This is a genomic window from Pseudomonas sp. GW458-11-26-14-LB4 (assembly GCF_059423925.1).
In genome coordinates this window covers 13,429-33,832 of sequence record NZ_JBWKYU010000015.1, presented here as the reverse complement: position 1 = coordinate 33,832, position 20,404 = coordinate 13,429, and the positions used below count along the sequence as shown (strand labels likewise).

Sequence of the window (20,404 nt, the reverse complement as noted above, 5' to 3'; positions counted from 1 at the left end):
TCGATGCTTGCTAGATTGCAGGACATGCCATTACCCGAAACCGCGTTCGATTACGAAGCCCGCCTCGCCGCCTGTGCCCGCGGCGAGCGCGGGGCCCTGCGCGAATTGTATGTGCAGGAAAGCCCGCGGCTGCTCGGTGTGGCCCGACGTCTGGTGCGCGACACGGCGCTGGCCGAAGACATCGTTCACGACGCATTCATCAAGATCTGGGCCGGCGCGGCGGGGTTCGATCCGGCGCGCGGTTCGGCCCGAGGCTGGATGTTCAGCGTGACCCGGCATCTGGCGTTGAATGTGTTGCGCAATCACGACCGGGAAACGCCGTTGAACGACAGCAACGAATCTCCGGCGATTGATGACGACTTCGATGCGCTGGCGCAATCGACCCGCATCCATCGCTGCCTGCATCAACTGGAACCGCAACGCCGCCGCTGCATCCTTCACGCCTACGTCGACGGTTACAGCCACGCACAGATCGCCCAACGCCTCGACACGCCGCTGGGCACCGTCAAAGCCTGGATCAAGCGCAGCCTCAATGCGTTGCGGGAGTGCATGGGATGACCACCGAATCGGCGCAGGAACGCGATGAACTGGCCAGCGAATACGTGCTTGGCACCCTCTCGGCCGAAGCGCGCGCCGAGGTGCAACGGCGCTTGCCCAACGAGCCCGAGCTGCAAGCGGCGGTGGATGCCTGGGAGCGGCGCTTGCTGGAGTTGACCGACCTCGCCCCGGCGCATCAGCCCTCGTCGCAGCTGTGGCAACGCATCGAACGCAGTGTCGGGCAACTCACCCACAAAGTGGCGCCCGAGATTTCCTGGTGGAACCGCCTGTCGCTGTGGCGCGGATTGAGCGCTGCCGGGTTGGCCGCGACTTTGTTGCTGGGTTCGATCCTGTTGACCCAGACCACACCGAAACCGAGCTTTCTGGTGGTGCTGGTCGCCCCGCAGGACAAGGCGCCGGGCTGGGTGATACAGGCCAGCAGTCCACGGGAGATCCAGTTGATTCCGCTGGGCGTGGTCGAGGTGCCGGCCGACAAAGCGCTGGAGTTCTGGACCAAGGCCGATGGCTGGCAGGGTCCGGTGTCGCTGGGGCTGGTCAAACCGGGCCAGGCGCTGTCGATCCCGCTGGACAAGCTGCCGCCGCTGCAACCGAACCAGTTGTTCGAGCTGACGCTGGAAGGCGCCACCGGTTCGCCGATCGGCAAACCTACCGGGCCGATCCAGGCAATCGGCCGCGCAGTGAAGGTGCTGTGACAAACCATCATCGGCGTCGATGTTCACCATCACGTCAATGAAGTTCTCTTAAAAAATCCCGGGCGTAACATCGGCTCCATACCAAACAAACAACACCCCCGGAGCACACCATCATGAAACGCCAAGTCATCCTCAGCATTGCCCTCTCGGTTCTGGCCTTCAACGCATTTGCCGCCAAACCGGCCCACACCATGATCGCCGAAGGCGGTTCGGATCGTCTGATCGAACGTCGCGTTGCCGAAGGTGGTTCGGATCGTCTGATCGAACGTCGCGTTGCCGAAGGTGGCTCGGATCGTCTGATCGAACGTCGCGTCGCCGAAGGTGGTTCGGATCGTCTGATCGAACGCCGCGTTGCCGAAGGTGGTTCGGATCGTCTGATCGAACGCCGCGTTGCCTGAATGAATGGCTTGATCGCAACAACCCAGAAAAAACCCGGCTCCCGTCAGCCGGGTTTTTTTATTCCCTTTTGATCGTCCTCAGCCCTTGGCCATGCAGCGCCGATAACGCTCGTCGACCCGTTTGGCAAACCACGCCGTGGTCAGTTTGCGGGTGATCTTCGGGCTCTGCAGCACGATGCCCGGCAGCACCGCACGTGGCAGTGACTTGCCTTCCGCACGCTCCGCCAGCTCGAAGACCCGTTGATACAGTTTGGTCTCCTCGAAGGCCAGGCTATCGCCCTTCTCCAGTTGATCGCGGATCACCGGATTGCGCATGCCCAGGGATTTGCCGAGGGTGCGCACCGCCAGTTCGGTACTGCCCGGCATGATCGCGCCCGGGCGGATCAGGTCGCCATCCAGCGCCAGCGGAATGCCCGACGCCCGGCTGACCGCGTTCTGAAACGCCGCGTTGCGACTGGCGTACCAGCCGGCATTGAAGTCGGCGAAGCGGTACAACGGCTCGCGGTAACTCACCGGATAACCGAGCAAATGGGCGATGCCGAAATACATCCCGCCGCGACGGCTGAATACCTCGCGGCGAATGGTGCCATCCACCGGGTACGGATAATCCTTGGCGTGCTGCTCGGCGAATTCGATGCTGACCTGCATCGGCCCGCCGGTGTGCACCGGGTTGAAACCGCTGAACAGCGTACGGCCCATCGGCACCGAACCGATGAAGTCATCGAAAATCGCGCTCAATTCCTTTTCGCTGCGGGCGGCGCTCAGGCGTTCGCTGTAGGTCTTGCCGTTGGGCGAACGCACCTGCAAGGCGCCGCTGACCAACAGGCTCGGGATATGCACCTTGGCAGCGCGGCGGTCAATTTCGTCACGGGCAATCTTGCCCAGACCGGGCACCGGCGGATCGACCTGAAAAGTGGATTCCTGCTCGGCGACGGCCAGCACCGAACACAGATTCTGCGTGGTCGGGCTGATGCCCTGGGCGGCGAACGCGGCGTAGATATCGGTGGCCCAGCCCTGGCGGTCGACGGTTTTTGCCGGCAGCAGGCGCACGATCTGCGCCTTGACCTCGGCGGGCGGGCGCGGCACCGGTTCTTCGCTGCGTTGACCGGCGCAACCGGCCAGTACCAGTAGCGCGGCGAGGCTGACGAATAATCGAGGGGTGTGCATAACGCTTCATCCAGTCCGTTGAGCCGGGTTAACCCTACGCTCAATCGCAGGGTGCAGGATAGGACTGCGGGCCGGCGGCGCTGTTCCATCGCCCCGTCTGGCAGGCCGACTGGCCGCCCTCGCCGTCTGATCCATACTTGCTGCTGCACACTCAGTGGCAAGCCACAGGTCAGGACACGCGAGGAGGACAGACCATGAACCGCAGTGATGTTCTGATCATCGGCGCAGGCCCCACCGGACTGGTGCTGGCCCTGTGGCTGAGCAAACTGGGCGTGCGCGCGCGCATCATCGACAAGGCTTCCGCGCCGGGTACCACGTCGCGGGCGCTGGCGGTGCAGGCGCGCACCCTTGAGCTGTACCGGCAACTGGATCTGGCCGATGCGGTGGTACGCAATGGCCACCGGGTGGCGGCGGCGAATTTCTGGGTCAAGGGCAAACCCGTGGCGCAGCTGCCGCTGAACCGGATCGGTGAAGGCCTGACGCCCTATGCCTTTCTGGAAATGTACCCGCAGGACGAACACGAGCGGCTGTTGATCGACCGCCTCGAAGACTACGACGTGACCGTCGAGCGCAACACGACGCTGGAGAGTTTCACGGAAAACGGCGACGGCCTCACCGCGCATTTGCGCCTGCCGGATGGCGAGCAGGAAATCTGCCAGGCCTGCTATCTGGCCGGGTGTGACGGCGCCCGTTCGGTCGTGCGCAAAACCCTCGACACCGGTTTTCCCGGCGGTACCTATCAGCAGATTTTCTATGTCGCGGATGTGCGGGCCAGCGGTCCGGCGCTCAATGGCGAGTTGCATCTGGATCTGGATGAAGCGGATTTTCTGGCGGTGTTCCCGCTGGCCGGCGAAGGCCGCGCGCGGTTGATTGGCACCGTGCGCGACGAGCGTGCGGAGCGTGCCGAAACCCTGGAATTTTCCGATGTCAGCAATCGCGCTATCGAACATCTGAACGTGCACATCGAGGACGTCAACTGGTTCTCCACCTACCGAGTGCATCATCGGGTGGCGGATCACTTTCGCAAGGGCCGGGCGTTTCTGCTCGGCGACGCGGCGCATGTGCACAGCCCGGCCGGCGGTCAGGGCATGAACACCGGCATCGGCGATGCGATCAATCTGGCGTGGAAACTCGCGGCAGTGCTCGGCGGCGCGGCCACGCCCAAACTGCTCGACAGCTACGAAACCGAACGCATCGCCTTCGCCCGGCGACTGGTGTCGACCACCGACAAAGTTTTCAGCTTCGTCACCGCCGAAGGCCGCATGGCCGATCTGTTGCGCACGCGACTGGCACCGTTCCTGATTCCGAAAATGGCCTCGTTCGAGACCAGCCGCGAATTCCTGTTTCGCACGGTGTCGCAAATCACCGTCAACTATCGGGGCATGACGTTGAGTGAAGGCGTGGCCGGGCATGTCCACGGCGGTGACCGCTTGCCGTGGGCCCATGATGGCGAGGGGGACAATTACGAGCCGTTGCGCCACCCGTGCTGGCAGGTGCATGTGTACGGCGACACCAGCGACGAGATGATCGCCTGGTGCAATGAACATCACTTGCCGCTGCACGTGTTCGACTGGCGCCCGGCATTTGAAACGGCGGGCTTGGGGCGCAACGGCTTTTACCTGCTGCGCCCGGATACCTACGTGGCGATTGCCGACAACAGCGCGGATCCGAAGGTGATCGAACGGTATTTCCGTGATCACGGGATCCGGCCGTTTTTCAGTTGTCCCTGAAGGATCAGATCCCGGCCAGGGCCAGGTCCATCGCAAAGTAGGTGAAGATCAGATCCGCGCCCGCGCGCTTGATCGCACCGAGGCTTTCGCGCACCACGCGATCTTCGTCGATGGCCCCGGCCTGGGCGCCGAACTTGATCATCGCGTACTCGCCGCTGACCTGATACGCCGCCAGCGGCAGGTTCGAGGCTTCGCGGATGTCGCGGATGATGTCCAGGTACGCGCCGGCCGGTTTGACCATCAGCGCGTCGGCGCCTTCCTGCTCGTCAAGCAACGATTCGCGCAGGGCTTCGCGGCGGTTCATCGGGTTCATCTGATAGCTTTTGCGATCGCCCTTCAGCGCGCTGCCGCCGGCCTCGCGGAACGGGCCGTAGAGCGCCGAGGCGAATTTGGTCGAGTAGGCCATGATCGGAATCTGCGTGAAGCCGGCGTCGTCCAGTGCCCGGCGAATCGCCCGCACCTGGCCATCCATCGCCGCCGACGGCGCGATCACGTCGGCACCGGCACGGGCTGCCGCTACCGCTTGCTTGCCGAGGTTGATCAGGGTCTGGTCGTTGTCCACTTCATGGTTGTGCATCACGCCGCAATGGCCGTGATCGGTGTACTCGCAGAAGCAGGTGTCGGACATCACGATCATTTCCGGCACGGCGTCCTTGGCGATCCGCGACATGCGCGACACCAGACCGTTCTCACGCCAGGTGTCGCTGCCGTTGGCGTCCAGGTGATGAGACACGCCAAACGTCATCACCGACTTGATCCCGGCCCGGGCGTAACGCTCGATTTCGCCGGCCAGTTTGCGCTCGGGAATACGCATCACGCCGGGCATGCTCTTGATCGGCACGAAGTCGTCGATCTCTTCTTCGACGAAGATCGGCAGCACCAGATCGTTGAGGGAAAACTCGGTTTCCTGGAACAGGCTGCGCAGGCTCGCATTGCGGCGCAGACGGCGTGGACGTGCTTCGGGGAACTGACTGGACATGGGGCCTTTCCTGAAAACAGCGGATGAGACGAAAGTCGTAGGGGGCGAAGCTTATGCCTTGCGGGGGACGGGGTACAAACCTGGATCAATCAACAGTGCGTTACCGGGCACGCAACAATCTGCGCACCCGGCTGCAACAGGGTCAGGAAGGAATGGTCAGGCCGCGCACAACGGCCGGCCGCGCCAGGAAGCGCTCCAGCACCCGGGTGACGTTCGGGAAGTTGTTGATGCCGACCAGATCGCCGGCTTCGTAGAAACCGATCAGGTTGCGCACCCACGGGAACGTGGCGATGTCGGCGATGGTGTAGCGCTCGCCCATGATCCAGTCGCGGCCTTCCAGGCGGGTGTTGAGGACGCTGAGCAGGCGGCGGCTTTCTTCGACGTAGCGGTCACGGGGACGCTTGTCTTCGTAGTCCTTGCCGGCGAATTTGTTGAAGAAACCGAGCTGGCCGAACATCGGGCCGATGCCGCCCATCTGGAACATCAGCCACTGGATGGTTTCGTAGCGCAGCGCGCCTTCCTGGGCCAGCAACTGGCCGCTCTTGTCGGCGAGGTAGATCAGGATCGCGCCGGATTCGAACAACGGCAGCGGTTTGTCCTCGGGACCGTGGGGGTCGAGGATCGCCGGGATCTTGTTGTTCGGGTTCAGAGAGAGGAATTCCGGAGACATCTGGTCATTGGTGTCGAAGCCCACGCGGTGCGGCTCGTACGGCAGGCCGATCTCTTCGAGCATGATCGAGACCTTGACGCCGTTGGGGGTCGGCAGGGAATAGAGCTGAATCCAGTCAGGGTACTGCGCCGGCCATTTCTGGGTGATCGGGAACGCGGACAGATCGGTCATGTGTAGCATCCAGTCACAAAATGAAAGGCCTGAGCATAATCCACGATCAGCGCTCTGGCTCGGGTTCTTTACGCCCTCGCCCGCTGGCTTACTTAAATCCGCAACATCCTGTGGTTAACCTTCCCTCCAACCGCACAGGCTGAACGGTAAAGTGCGGCGCACACACGCGGATCGAACCAAACGGGCCTCAGGGGGCTCCAAGCAAGCCATTGATGACAGGGAAAACACCCGGCGCGCCTGCACCGGGGCAGAGGTTTGTCAGCCTTAACCGAACAGACTGAAGAATCCTTATCCCATGACGAACTTGATGAAAGTCGCCAAACGCTTCAAACATCGCGCGTATGTGGCCCTGCCCACCCTGCTGGCGGTCAGCGCGCTGTTCCTGTCGCTGGAAGCCAGCGAAAGCCGTGCGCAGCCAGTGGATGGCACCCAGACCCTGGTGTTCCTGCGCCACGCGGAGAAACCGGCCGGCGGTCTCGGTCAGCTCAACTGCCAGGGTCTGAACCGGGCCATCGACCTGTCGACCCTGCTGCCGGAAAAATTCGGCAAGGCCGACTATGTGTTCGCCGCCAACCCGACGCGCAATGTCGAGGAAGGCGAACTGGACAACTCCTACAGCTACATCCGCCCGCTGATGACCATCAGCCCGGCGGCGATCAAGCTCGGCCTGCCGGTGAACATCGAGTTCTCGGCCAACGACACCAGCGACCTGGCCCGGGAACTGACCGACGACAAGTACCACAACTCGACCATTTACACCGCGTGGTCCCACGGCTACCTGCCGGAGCTGATCAACAAGGTCGCGGGCAAGGCCGTCGGCGAGAAGCAGAAGATCACCGAAGATTGGGAATCCAGCGATTACGACTCGCTGTACGTGCTGACCCTGACCTGGCACAACGGCAAGGCCAGCCTGCAGAGCCACAGCTACAAACAGGGGCTGGATAACGGCCAGGAAAGCTGTCCGACCTGAGTTTGCCCGGGGCCCGCTCGGGCCCCGTCAGGCCTTGGGTTTATCGCGTTGACGCAAGTACTCGATAACGGCCTGCCGCTCCCCGGCAAACTCGATCCGCCCGCCCTTCTTCTCGCGCTGGAACACATACATCGGGTCGTAATACTCGCGCAGCAAACCTTCGATCCACGCGCGGTGCAATTCCACCGCCCCGCTGCGGCTCTGCTCCGCCAGCGCCTCTTCCATCAACACCCGCATCCGTCGATGCCGTTCGCCGCCCAGGCGCTTGTGCACGTTGTCGAGGCTATCCAGCAAGCGCTCGGAAAACCGCCCGAACCCCTCGTCCCCATGCACTGCCTGAAATTCGGCGGACAAATCCACCACGTAATCGCGCAGGATCCGCTCGACGCGCTGCTCGAAACGATCTTCCAGCCAGACCATCGGGTATTGCTGCATGCCCTGATACAGCGACAGCGGCAGCGCGCAGCTGCCCACCACCCGGCTCTCATCCTCCAACACAAACTGATCGATGCCGGCCGCACGTTTTTTCAGGAAGTCGATGGCCAACCGGTTCTCGAAATCGATGTTCGACGGCTGACCGGTGGCGCGCTTGCCGAAACTCGAGCCCCGGTGATTGGCATGGCCTTCCAGATCCACACTGTTGCGCAGTTGCACCAGCACTTCGGTCTTGCCGGTGCCGGTCATGCCGCCCAGCAACACGAAATCACAGTCGGCCTGGGCGGATTCGAGCGTGTCGATCAGAAAACCCCGCAGCGCCTTGTAGCCACCGCCGATACGCGGGTAATCGATGCCGGCTTCTGTCTTGAGCCACTGCTGGACGATCTGCGAGCGCAGGCCGCCACGAAAGCAATAAAGAAACCCGTCGGGATGCGCCTGGGCAAATTCCGCCCACGCTTGCAGACGCTCGGCCTTGACCGCGCCGGACACCAATTGATGGCCCAGCTCGATGGCGGCCTGCTGACCGTGATGCTTGTAGCAAGTGCCGACCCGCTGCCGCTCGATGTCGTTCATCAGCGGCAGATTGAGCGCCCCGGGAAACGCGCCCTTGTGAAACTCGACCGGCGCACGGGCGTCCATCAGCGGCCGGTCGTTGAGGAAGATGTCGCGGTAGTCGGTGACGTCGATGGACATCAATTCACCTCGACCGCGTGGCTCTGTCGCCCGATCAACTCACCGATCGGCTCAAGCGCGAGGCCGAGTTCGGCAGCGACGGCGAGGAATTCGGCATTGCCTTCGGGGGTCACGGCCACCAGCAATCCGCCGCTGGTCTGCGGGTCGCACAGCACCCGCTTGTGCAATTCCTGCACCCGCCCGACGCGGCCCGAATAACTGTCGAAATTACGCAGGGTGCCGCCCGGTACGCAGCCCTGCTCGAGGTAATACTCGACACTCGCCAGACGCGGTACCCGGTCATAAAAAATGCGCGCCGTCAGGTGACTGCCGTCGGCCATTTCCACCAGATGCCCGAGCAGCCCGAAGCCGGTGACGTCGGTCATGGCAGTGACCCCGGCCAGTTTGCCGAAACGGCTGCCGGGCTTGTTCAGCGTACACATCCAGTCCCGGGCCACGCCGATGTCGTCGGGGCGCAGCTTGCCCTTCTTCTCGGCGGTGGTGAGGATGCCGATGCCCAACGGTTTGGTCAGGTACAGCAGGCAACCGGCGGTGGCGGTGTCGTTGCGTTTGATGAAGCGCTTTTCCACCAGCCCGGTGACGGCCAGACCGAAGATCGGCTCCGGTGCATCGATCGAATGCCCGCCGGCCAGCGGAATCCCCGCCGCATCGCACACCGCACGTCCGCCGCGAATCACGTCTCGCGCCACTTCCGGCGCCAGCACGTTGACCGGCCAGCCGAGGATCGCAATCGCCATCAACGGATCGCCGCCCATGGCGTAGATGTCACTGATGGCGTTGGTGGCGGCGATGCGACCGAAGTCGAACGGGTCGTCGACGATCGGCATGAAGAAATCCGTGGTCGACACCACCCCCCGCTCGGCATCGATCTCATACACCGCCGCATCATCGCGCGACGCGTTGCCGACCCACAGTTTCGGATCAAGGTTCTGCGCCCCGCTGCCGGCCAGAATCACCTCCAGCACCTTGGGCGAAATCTTGCAGCCACAGCCGGCGCCGTGGCTGTATTGGGTCAGACGGATTGGCTCGGTCATGGGGCAGTCTCCGGGAGGCAGTGGGAGGGATTTTAGCAGAGGGGTCGGCGGGCAAAAAAAAGCCGCCCTTACGGGCGGCTGAAGTGCTTCGCTCCTGAATCAGAACCCGAGGCTGAAGCTGATGGTCATCGCATGGTCGTTGCTCTCGTTCGACAGCTGTCCCGAATAACCGATACCGAGTTTGCCGGTCGGGCTGATCTGGAAGTCCACGCCGGCTTCGACCACCGCGCTGTCCTTGGCAATCGGCACGCCCTGGGTGTTGAACGAGGCGCCGCCGTCGATGAAGGTCAGGTCGGCGTCAGGTTTGGTGTCGCCGAAGGCATGCCGCCAGCCGAGGGCCGCGCGCGGGGTGAACTGCCCGCCGTTGGCCAGGGTGATGACCTTGCCGGCGCGCACGCCCAGGGTCGAGAAGGTGATGTCCTGATCGGACTCGGCGCGTAGACGCCCTACTCCGCCTTTCTCCTTGGCCTTGTCGCTGTCGTAGTTGACGTACGCCAGGCCGGCGAACGGTTCCAGGGCAATCCCGGCCGCTTCGATGGCATAACCGACTTCACCGAACACCTGGGCGCTGCGCGCGTCGTAATTGGCCTTCAACCGATCATTGTAGGCGCCGACGCTGACGTCGCGCTTGGTTTCGATATCGTGCCAGCTGTACGCCGCGCCAAGGCGCACTGCCAGGGCATCGAATTGCGAGTTGAGGTACGCCGCCAGGTGGTAGCTCTCGACCGTGGCATTCGAGCGACGATCATGAGCATCCAGATCGCTGCGGGTGTAACCGGCGGCCATGCCGACGCGCCATTGGTCGTCGATCTGTTTGTCGGTGCCGAGCATGAAGCCGCTCAGGTTGCGATCCAGCTTCGCACTGTTGCTGTCGCCATCCGACTCGCCCCAGGCGCCGAGTGCGCGGGCCCAGCCGACCATTTCGCCGTGACAGCCGTTGCTGCTCAGCTGGTTTTCGCTAGGAGCCAGGGCGCGACGTGGATCGTCCGGCGCGCTGCACGACGGCTGGCGCATACGGTCGTTCACCGCGTCCCGCACGTAGCGCGAATCCTCGAGGATTGCGCTGGCAGTGCTGGCATGGATCTCCCCCGACAGGCTGTCGAAGGCGTTACGTGCGCCCGCCACGCTGAGGTTGATGATTTCGGCCTGCAACGCGCTGCCCGCCGCACCGTTGCGCATCAACGCCGAAGCGGTATTGCGCTGGTTGCGGGTGGCGGCAACGTCGACGAACGAGTTGCCGTTGCGGCTGACCACCAGGTTCACCGCGTTAGCGTCGTACACCAGCGCAGTATTGAGGAACGCGTATTGCGGCAGGTCGGCGGCGCTGAAGGTGCCGGTCACCCCGCCACCGGCGGTGATCAGCGAGTACACGGTATTGCCGGTGAACGGTGCCAGGCTGTTGACCTGCAGACCACCGCTCAGAGTCGCGGTACCACCGACGGCCAGCGGAGTGGCGGTCGGCGAGCTGACAGTCAGGGCCAGCACACCGTCGGCGGCGTTGGTCAGGTTGCCGGCGACACTCAAGGTGCCGTCCTCGCCACCGGAAGCCACCACGCCATGGTTGACCACCGACCCGACGCTACCATTACCGCTCAGGCCCGCGCCATTGGCCACGGTGACCTGGCCGGCGAGGGACGCCCGCGCCGCACGGCTGCCGACTTGCAGCACGCCCTGATCCACCGCCACGGTGCCGCTGAAGGGTTGATCACCGGTCAGCAGCAAGCGCGCGGCACCGCGTTTGGCCAGGGCGCCGACACCGCTGAGGCGTCCGTTGAACTGGCCGTTGGCGTTCTGCTGGAACACCAGCGAGGCGTTGTTGAGGATGTTGCCCTGCAGGCTGGTGGTATTACCGATCAGCGTACCGCCGCTGACCGTGGTCCCGCCGCTGTAGGTGTTGGCGCCGCTGAGGACCAGAGTGCCGGAATCCAGTTTCTCGATACCGCCACTGCCCACCAGCGGTGCGGAAATTTCCGCGCTGCCACCGGCATTCACCCGCACCGGCGCGAGGCTGCCGCCCGGGCCGTTGACCGGTGTCAGCGTACCGCCAGCACCTGGAACCAGGCTGTAGCCGCTGGAGAGGAATTGCAACCCGGTGAAGTTCTGGTTGCCTTGCACGGTGACCGTGCCGCTCTGCCCGCCGAACACGGCGAACTGACCGTTCGACGCCAACGCCTGAGTACCGCTCGGATCGGTCCAGTTGGTGCCCGGCCCCCACACACCGCTACCGCCACCGATGCTGCCGTCCGGGTTGGTGGTGCCGCCGTTCCAGAACTGCACTTCACCCGGGGTGTTCTGCACCAGCAGGTTGACCTGATTGGCCAGCGCGGTCTGCAGGGTCAGGTTGGCCGCCGACACCGGCAGGCTGCCGTAGACCAGACCGTTGTCTGTCAGGCTGCCGCCGTAGCTGAACAGTTGATAGACCCCGGTGCCGAAGCCGCCGGCATTGCTGATATTCAGCGTGCCGTCGAGGGTCAGGTTGCCGGCGACGTTGACCACTGTGGTGGAACTGGCGGCCGAGCCGAGGGTGAAGTCCAGGTTGGTGCCCGACGACAACGCCAGCGAACCGACCGACAACGGCGTTGCAGCGCCGCCGCCCGTCAGCGTCGCACCGTTGGCCAGTTGCACGGCGCCTGCGAACACGCCGCTGCCGCCGATCGCCGCCCCACTGGCAACGTTGACGCTGGCACTGTTGAACACACCGTTGACGTTCAGCGAACCGGCCTGCACCGCGGTGTTGCCGGTAAAGGTGTTGTTGCCGGTCAGCAGCAAGGCGCCGGTACCGGTTTTGTTGAGTGTGCCGACGCCCGTCAGGTTGCCGGTGTAGCTGCCGTCGCTGTTCTGCTCGAAGGTCAGCGTCGCGTTGTTGGCGATGGCGCCTTGCAGGCTGCTGGTGTCGCCACGGGTGCTGCCGCCGTTCAGCGTCGTACCGCCGCTGTAGGTATTGGCACCGCTAAGGACGAGGTCGCCACTGCCGTTTTTCACCAGACTGCCGCTGCCGGTGATTGCACCGATCAGCGTGGTGTTCTGGTTGCCGGCCAGGGTCAATTCCGCACCCAGGTTGATGGCGTTGGCCAGTTGCAGCGCAGAGGTGCTGTCGAGGGTGCCATTACCCAGCACGCTGAGGGCGCCGCTGCTGATCGCGCTGTTGTTGCCCAGGATCAGCGAGCCGCCGGACAGTTGAGTACCGCCGCTGTAAGTGTTGCTGCCGTTGAGAGTCAGGCTTGAGGCGCCGGTCTTGATCAGACTGCCGCTGCCGCTGACGACACCGTCGAGGGTCAATGCGTTGGAGCCGGCGACGGTGAGTCCGCCGTTGAGCACCACGGCGTTGGCCAGACTGACCGCTGCGTTGCTGTCCAGCGCCGTGCCGTTGGCGGCGGTCAACACGCCGGTGCCGAGGGCTGAGTTGTTGCCGACCACGATTTTGCCGCCATTGAGCGCGGTGCCGCCGGTGTAGCCGTTGGCGGCGTTGAGCACCAGGGTGCCGGTGTCGTATTTGCCCAGTGTGCCGGCGCCGTTGAGCGCCACGCCCACGGTGGCGGTGACGTTCGGATCGACCCGCACGGTGGCATTGCCCAGCGACCCGTTGACCAGATTCAGCGAACCGGCCGTGCCGTTCTGCAGGCTGTAGCCATCGGTGACGAACTGCATGCCGGTGATGGTTTGCGCGCCGTTCACCGTGACGGTGCCCGCCGTGCCCTGGAACACCGCGAAGTTGTTGGTCCAGGCCTGATTGGTGGTGCCGTTGACGTCGGTCCAGTTGGTGGTGCCGGTGCCCCAGGTGCCGCTGCCGCCATCCACCGAACCGTTGGCGACCAGTTGGTTGCCGTCCCAGAACTGCACGGTAACGCCCGGTGCGGTGACCAGCAGGTTGATCTGGTTGGCCAGCGCGGTTTGCAGGGTCAGGTCGCCCGGGGTGACGCTGCCCGGCACGGTGCCGATCAGCATGCCGTTGTCGGTCAGGCCGCCGGTGTAGTTGATCAACCGGTACACGCCGCTGCCGAAACCGCCGATGTCGCTGACGTTGAGGGTGCCGTCGAGGGTCAGGTTGCCGCCGACGTTGACCAGTGCGTTGCCGCCACCGGAGACCGGTGTACCGAGGCCGACATCGAAGTTGGAGTTGGCGTTGAACACCAGCGAATTCACCGACAGCGTGCTGCCGGTGGCGCCGGCCAAATGACCGCCGTCCGCCACAGTCACCGCCCCGCCGAGCGAGCCGCCACCGGTCAGGGTGCCGCCGCTGTTGACCAGCACACTGGTGCTGTCCAGCGAGCCGCTGACGTTCAAGGTGCCGGCGTTGACCGTGGTGTTGCCGGTCAGGCTGTTGAGGCCGGTCAGGGTCAGCGTGCCGGTGCCGAGTTTGCTCAACTCGCCGGTACCGGTGAGCACACCGTCAAAAATGCTGCTGGCGTTGTTGCCGCCGATGCTCAGCGTGTTGCCGCCGCCGATCAGCGCGGTGCCGCTGCCGGTCAGGCTGGCGAGGCTGCCGGAGCCGCCGAGATTGAGGGTCGCCGCAGCGCCAAGATTGACTCCGGCATTGCTGCCCAGTGCCGAGTTGCCCAGGGCGGTCAGGCTGCCGGATTGCACATCAAAGGTGCCGCTGAAGGTGTTGTTGCCGGACAGCGTCAGGTCGGCCAGACCGTTCTTGGTCAGGGTGCCGGCCCCGGCGATCACGCCTCCGAGGGTCAGGTTGTTGTTGCCGGCCACGCTCAGGTTGGCATTGACGTTGAGGTTGTTGGCCAGCACCAGCGGCGCCGTGGTGTCGAGGGTCGAAGCGCCCGCCACGGTCACCGCGCCGGAACCCATGCCTGCCGAGGTGCCGAGGGTCACGGTGCCGGCGTTCAGCGTGGTGCCGCCGCTATAGGTGTTGATGCCGTTGAGGGTCAGATTGGAGGCGCCGTTCTTGATCAGACCGCCAGTGCCGCTGACCACACCGCTGAGCGCTACGTCGCTGTTGCCGGTATTGGTCAGGTTGGCGTTGAGCACCACGTTGTTGCCCAGCGACACCGAGGTGTTGCTGTCCAGCGCCGAGGCGCCCGCCACGGTCAGGTTGCCCAGACCGAGAGCGCCGTTGCTGCCGGCGGTCAGGGTGCCGGCGTTGAGGGTGACGCCGCCGAGGAAGTTGTTGGCCCCGCTCAGGATCAGGTTGGCCGCGCCGTTCTTGGTCAGGCTGCCGGCGCCGTTGATCGCACCGCTGAGTGTCAGATCGTTGCTGCCGACGATACCGAGGTTGCCCGCCAGGTTGATCGCGTTACCCGCCGTGACAGCACTGCTGGCATCCAGGGTAGTGCCGTTCGCCGCGTTCAGGGTGGCCGAGCCCAGCGCGCTGTTCGACGCCAGAATCAGACCGCCCGCGTTCAAAGCCACTGGCCCGAGGAAGGCGTTGTTGCCGCCAAGGGTCAGGTTGGCCGCGCCATTCTTGATCAGCCCGCCGGTACCGTTGATCACACCGTTGAGGGTCAGCGCGTTGCTGCCAAGGATCGTCAGGTTGCCGTTGAGCGTGGTTGCGTTGGCCAGGGTCACGGCGGTGTTGCTGTCCAGTTGCGTGCCGGCGTTGGCGATCAACGCACCGCTGCCCAGCGCGGTGTTGTTGCCGACCACGATTTTGCCGCCATCGAGTTGCGTGCCGCCGGTGTAGCTGTTGGCGCCATTGAGCACCAGGGTGCCGCTGTCGAGTTTATTGAGAATGCCGCTGCCGTTGATGTTCACGCCGACCGTGGCGGTCACGCCGGGATCAACGCGCATCGCCGTGGTGCCGCCGGCACCGTTGACGGCGGTCAGCAGTCCCGAGGTGCCGTTGACCACGTTATAGCCATCGGTGAGGAACTGCATGCCGGTGAACAGTTGCGTGCCATTGACCGATACCGTGCCGGCCGTGCCCTGGAACACCGCGAAGTCGCCGGCCCAGGTCTGATTGACCAGACCATTGGCGTCGGTCCAGTTGGTGCCGGCGCCGTTCCAGGTACCGCTGCCGCCATCGACAGTACCGTTGGCGATGGTCTGGCTGCCGTCCCAGTAACGAATGTCCGAATTCGGCGCCGAAACCTGAATGTTGATCTGATTGGCGACCCCGGTCTGCACCACCAGATCGCCCAGCCCATAACCGACCGGCACGCTGGCAACGTCCAGGCCCAGATTGGTCAGGGCACCGGTGTAGTTGAACAGACGATACACACCGACGCCGAAACCACCGGCATCGGTGACGTTGAGATTACCGTCGAGGGTGAGATTGCCGCCGACGTTCATCAGTGACGTGGTCGATGGCGTCCCCAGCGCCGCATCGACATTGCTGCCGGCTGCGAGCGTCAATGATCCGGCCGAGAGTGTATTACCCGACGACAGGGCCAGGTGACCGCCGCTGTTGATGGTCATCGCGCCGAGCGCCGAACCGTTACCAGTGAGGGTGGCGCCGGTATTGACGTTGACCTGGGCACTGGCCAGCGAACCGCTGAGGTTCAGGGTGCCGCCGTTGACGGCGGTGTTGCCGACGATGCCGTTGATCCCGGTCAGGTTCAGGGTGCCGGTGCCGACCTTGGTCAGGCCGCCGTTGCCGCTGAGGTCGCCGTCGAAGGTGCTGGTGCTGCTGACCCCGCCCACGGTCAATGTGTTGCCGCCGCCGATCTGCACGCTGCCGCTGCCGCTCAGGCCATTGAGGCTGGCGTTGCTGCCGAGGTTGAGACTGGCGCCGGCGCTGACGTTGGCGCCGGAGGTGTTGCCCAGCGCCCCGCTGCTCAGGGTGGTGACGCTGCCGGCAGCAATGTTCAGCGCGCCGGTAAAGGTGTTGTTGCCGCTGAGGGCCAGGTCGTCCAGACCGGTTTTGGTCAGGCTGCCGGCGCCGTCGATCACGCCGCTGAGGGTCAGGCCGTTGTTGCCGGCCAGGGTCAGCCCGGCATCGAGGGTGATGTTGTTGCCGAGGGTGAAAGCGCTGCTGTTGTCCAGCGTCGCGGCGCCACCGACGGTGAGCGTGCCGCTGCCCAATGCGCCGGGCGCGCCGAGGGTCAGGGTGCCGGCGTTGAGGGTGGTGCCGCCGCTGAAGGTGTTGGTGCCGTTTACGGTCAGGTTGGCGCTGCCGTTCTTGACCAGTTGGCCGGTGCCACTGAGCACGCCGCCGAGGGTCAGGTTCTGCGTGCCGCCGACGCTCAGCGCCGCATTCAGCACGACCGCATTGGCCAAGCTGACCAGCGGCGAACTGCTGTCGAGGGTTGCCGCCCCGCCGACCGTCAACGCACCGGTGCCGAGCGCCGAGCTGTTGCCAACGGTCAGGGTGCCAGCATTCAGTGTGGTGCCGCCGGCGTAGGTGTTGGTGCCATTGAGATTCAGATTGGCCGCGCCGTTTTTCACCAGACTGCCGGCACCGGCGACGGTTCCGGTGAGGGTCAGGTCCGCGCTGCCGCCCACATTTAGCGCACCGGCGAGATTGACCTGATTGCCCAGAGTGACGGCGGTGTTGGTATCCAGCGTGGTGCCGGCCGCTGCGTTCAGTGCACCGCTGCCCAGTGCGGTATTGCTGCCGACGATCAGTTTGCCAACGTTCAGCGCGGTGTTGCCGAAGTAGGTGTTGGCGCCGTTGAGGATCAGATCGGCCGGGCCGCTTTTGGTCAGGCCGCCGACACCGGAGACCACGCCCGCGAGGGTCAGCGCGTTGCTGCCACCAATGGTCACGTTACCGCCAAGGTTGACGTTGTTGGCCAGGCTCGCCGCCGTGCTGGCATCCAGTGTGGTGCCGTTGGCGGCGTTGAGTACGCCAGTGCCGAGGGCAGTGTTGGAGCCGACGACCAACGTCCCGGCGTTCAGCGACGTAGCGCCGGTGAAGGTGTTGTTGCCGGTCAGGGTCAGGGTCGAAGCACCGGCCTTGATCAGGTTGCTGCCGCCGCTGATCACGCCGCCGAGGGTCAGCGGGTTAGCGCCACCGGTGGTGAGGTTGGCGTTCAGGGCAATGGCGTTGTTCAGCGTCACGTTGGCGCTGCTGTTGAGCGTGCCGCCCGACCCGCCCACGGTCAGCGTGCCGGTGCCGAGTGCCGCGCCGTTGCCGACGGTCAGGCTGCCGGCGTTGAGTGCAGTGCCGCCGGTGAAGGTGTTGGCGCCGTTGAGGGTCAGGTTGGCCGTGCCGTTCTTGATCAATTGACTGGCGCCGCTGATCACCCCGCCAAGGGTCAGTGCATTGCTGCCGCCGATCCCCAGATTGTTGTTGAGAATGACGTTGTTGTTCAGCGTCACCGCGGTATTGCTGTCGAGAGTCGCCGCGCCGCCGACAGTGATATTGCCACTGCCGAGCGCAGCGTTGGCGCCCGCCGTAATGGTGCCTGCGTTCAACGCAATAGCACCGAGAAACGTGTTGGTGCCGTTGAGAATCAGGTTCGCCGCGCCGTTCTTGGTCAGCCCGCCGCTGCCGCTGACCACGCCGCCGAGGGTCAGGTTGGCGCTGCCACCAATGTTCAGGTTACCGCCGAGGGCGACCGCGTTGCTCAGCGCCACGGCGGTGCTGGCATCGAGGGTGGTGCCCGCCGCAGTGGTCAGCGCGCCGGTGCCCAGCGCGGTGTTGGAGCCGACGATCAGCGTCCCGGCATTCAGTGCCGTGCCGCCGGAGAAGGTGTTGTTGCCGCTGAGGGTCAGGTTTGCGGTGCCGTTCTTGATCAGGTTGCCGGCGCCGCTGATGACCCCGCTCAAGCCCAGTGCCTGAGTACCACCGATGGTCAGATCCGCCGCCAGCGCCACCGCGTTGGCCAGGGTCACGGCGGTGGTCGCATCCAGCGTAGTGCCGGCCGCTGCGTTCAACGCGCCCGTGCCGAGGGCGGTGTTGCTGCCGACGAGCAAGCTGCCACCATTGAGCGCGGTGGTGCCGCTGTTGGTGTTGTTGCCGGTCAGGGTCAGGCTGGCGCTGCCGCTCTTGGTGATCGCCCCGGTGCCGGACACGACGCCGGCCAGGGTCAGGGCATTGCTGCCGAGCACGTTCAACGCACCGGTGATGCCGACGTTGTTGGCCAGCGTCACGTTGCCGGTGCTGTCGAGACTGGTACCGTTGCTGGTGTTGAGGACACCGGTGCCCAAGGCGTTGTTGTTGCCGACGCGCAAGGTGCCGGCGTTGAGGCTGGTGTTCCCGGTGTAGGTGTTGATGCCGTTGAGGGTCAGGCTGCCGCTGCCGGTCTTGGTCAGGTTGCTGGTACCGCTGATCACCCCGCCCAGGGTCAGCGCTCCGGTGCCGGTTGCGGTCAGGGTGCTGTTGAGCGTGATCGCGTTGGCCAGCGAAATCGGCGTCGTTGCCGAGATGCTCGAAGCGCCGCCGACCGTAATGCCGCCAGTGCTGAATGCCGAGTTATTACCCACTAGCACTGTGCCGCCGTTGAGCACAGTGTTGCCGGTGTAAGTGTTGATGCCGTTGAGGTTGAGCTGACCGCTGCCGATCTTGGTCAGGCCGCCAGTACCGGAAATCACGCCGTTGAGGGTCGTGCCGTTGATGCCCTGCAGGGTCAGGCCGCTCGCGCCCAGATTGATCTGGTTGGCCAGCGACAGTCCCGCGTTGCTGGCCTGGAGGATCCCGCCGTTGGACGTCAGCACACCGCTGCCGAACGCGGCGTTGTCGTTGAACTGCGCGACACCGCCATTGAGTGTGGTCGCCCCGCTGACCAACGGCCCCTGCAAGGTCCAGGTGCCGCTGTTGAGGGTCAGGTTGTTGAAGTTGACGTAGGTCGCGCTGGACGCAGTGCCGGTCCCGGTGACGCCACCACCGACGCCGATCGGGTTTTGCAGGATCAGCGTGTTGGTGCCCCCCGCGCCGCCATCGATGGTGCCGGTCGGGGCGAAGGTCAGGTTGATGCCGACCAGGCCACCGAGGCCGACGGACACTTGCACACCGTCACCGACGTTAACGCTGGAACCGGTGATCGCGTAGAAGGTGTTGGTGCTGCCCGCGCCCATCGACACACCGCCGGTGATGTTACCGGCGTTGGTGAAGGTGTTGCCTGCTGCCGACGTCTCGAACGCAATCCGGCCGTTGATCGTGCCGCTGGCACTGTTGGTCATGTTGACTTGCGAGCCGCCATACACCCCGACCACCGGGGTATCGGCCAGGGTGATGCCGCCGACCGACAGCCCTGTGGACGTAATGGTGCCGTTGTTGGTAATGGTCGTGGTACCCGCCGCCGCGTTGTTCACGCCGATAGCCAGGCCGTCAATGCTGGTGAGGTTGAGGCCGAGCAACATCCCCGTGCCACGCATGATCCCGCTGGCATTGTTGACCACGCTGACCGTGCTGGTCGCGCCCGTGCCGATGAATGCACCGCCACTGAGGATCGACACCAGGCCCAGCAAGGCCGGGTCGACGGTGCCGGAGTTGTTCAGGGTGATATTGGCCCCGGTCAGGTTGATGACCTTGCCGCCCAGCGTCGCATTCATCTGCGCGCCCGAGTTGACGTTGACCGTCAGGCCGCTGGTGGCACTGCTGTAGTCATTGAGAAACAGCGGCAGGGTCGGGACGCCCGAACAGGTAATCGTGGAGCCCGCCGCCGAGCAGGTGGCGAACGCCTGCTCGCTGACACCACCGAACAAGAGTCCGGCGACGCTCAGATGCACAGCAAGGGACAGTGGGGAAAAACGCGAAACGAGGGCGACACCAAACCTTGCTTCCACGGGTTACTCCTTTCGTGGCCGATTTCGTCCTTGAAGGCGTGCAACTGCGGCAAGATCCAACACGCGTATCAAGCGTATGACGGTCATCAGATAAACCGTCCCATTCCAGACACACGCTAGTTGATGCCCTGCGATGGGGCACCGGTTAAATAGTGTTAATACTTTTGTGCGATAAGGCCCCGCGTCGATACTTCCCGCCGTTCTGAGCAAGGACTTGAGGGCTATTTCAGACGCTTTTGAGGGGAGTTGACCTAGCCGCCAGGTAAACCCGCGAATCAATC

The 20,404-nt window shown here is 64.4% G+C and carries 10 protein-coding genes and 1 pseudogene; 5 read left to right on the top strand and 6 right to left on the bottom strand.

All coding sequences use genetic code 11. The features are described 5' to 3' along the window. Nucleotides 1-24: 24 nt before the first annotated feature. The 3 genes and pseudogenes from AC07XZ_RS19700 to AC07XZ_RS19690 form a co-directional block, all read left to right on the top strand. Entirely contained in the window at nt 25-558 is a 534-nt protein-coding gene (locus tag AC07XZ_RS19700; RefSeq protein WP_170928941.1) for a sigma-70 family RNA polymerase sigma factor, read from the top strand. After that, nucleotides 555-1,250: an anti-sigma factor gene (locus tag AC07XZ_RS19695; protein ID WP_085745884.1), complete on the top strand. Its 696-nt coding sequence runs from the start codon at nt 555-557 to the stop codon at nt 1,248-1,250. The genes AC07XZ_RS19700 and AC07XZ_RS19695 overlap by 4 nt, the downstream gene beginning before the upstream one ends. A gap of 113 nt (nt 1,251-1,363) precedes the next feature. Continuing rightward, a pseudogene (locus tag AC07XZ_RS19690) lies at nt 1,364-1,645 on the top strand (phage infection protein); the annotation flags it as partial. A gap of 81 nt (nt 1,646-1,726) precedes the next feature. On the opposite strand, the gene AC07XZ_RS19685 reads toward AC07XZ_RS19690, so the two are convergent. Beyond that, nucleotides 1,727-2,815, bottom strand: a complete 1,089-nt coding sequence (locus tag AC07XZ_RS19685) for a DUF1615 domain-containing protein (protein WP_102687112.1) — start codon at nt 2,813-2,815, stop codon at nt 1,727-1,729. Between the two features lie 194 nt (nt 2,816-3,009). Here AC07XZ_RS19685 and AC07XZ_RS19680 point away from each other — a divergent pair, with 194 nt between their 5' ends. Next, a complete protein-coding gene (locus AC07XZ_RS19680; protein WP_102687111.1) occupies nt 3,010-4,545 on the top strand; it encodes an FAD-dependent monooxygenase in 1,536 nt (511 codons plus the stop codon). 4 nt (nt 4,546-4,549) lie between these two features. Here the strand turns inward: AC07XZ_RS19680 and hemB are convergent, their stop codons facing one another. Both hemB and AC07XZ_RS19670 read right to left on the bottom strand, forming a co-directional pair. Further along, nucleotides 4,550-5,524, bottom strand: a complete 975-nt coding sequence (gene hemB, locus AC07XZ_RS19675) for a porphobilinogen synthase (RefSeq protein WP_085648205.1) — start codon at nt 5,522-5,524, stop codon at nt 4,550-4,552. 142 nt (nt 5,525-5,666) lie between these two features. Further along, nucleotides 5,667-6,365, bottom strand: a complete 699-nt coding sequence (locus tag AC07XZ_RS19670; RefSeq protein WP_039770231.1) for a glutathione S-transferase family protein — start codon at nt 6,363-6,365, stop codon at nt 5,667-5,669. Nucleotides 6,366-6,660: 295 nt separating this feature from the next. Here AC07XZ_RS19670 and AC07XZ_RS19665 point away from each other — a divergent pair, with 295 nt between their 5' ends. Next, nucleotides 6,661-7,335: a histidine phosphatase family protein gene (locus tag AC07XZ_RS19665; RefSeq protein WP_102687110.1), complete on the top strand. Its 675-nt coding sequence runs from the start codon at nt 6,661-6,663 to the stop codon at nt 7,333-7,335. A gap of 27 nt (nt 7,336-7,362) precedes the next feature. Here the strand turns inward: AC07XZ_RS19665 and mnmH are convergent, their stop codons facing one another. The 3 genes from mnmH to AC07XZ_RS19650 form a co-directional block, all read right to left on the bottom strand. Then, entirely contained in the window at nt 7,363-8,466 is a 1,104-nt protein-coding gene (gene mnmH, locus AC07XZ_RS19660) for a tRNA 2-selenouridine(34) synthase MnmH (RefSeq protein WP_102687109.1), read from the bottom strand. Continuing rightward, nucleotides 8,466-9,500: a selenide, water dikinase SelD gene (gene selD, locus AC07XZ_RS19655; RefSeq protein ID WP_102687108.1), complete on the bottom strand. Its 1,035-nt coding sequence runs from the start codon at nt 9,498-9,500 to the stop codon at nt 8,466-8,468. The genes mnmH and selD overlap by 1 nt, the downstream gene beginning before the upstream one ends. 99 nt (nt 9,501-9,599) lie before the next feature. After that, nucleotides 9,600-20,123, bottom strand: coding sequence for an autotransporter-associated beta strand repeat-containing protein (locus tag AC07XZ_RS19650; protein WP_102687107.1), 10,524 nt, complete (start codon nt 20,121-20,123; stop codon nt 9,600-9,602). Nucleotides 20,124-20,404 lie beyond the last annotated feature (281 nt).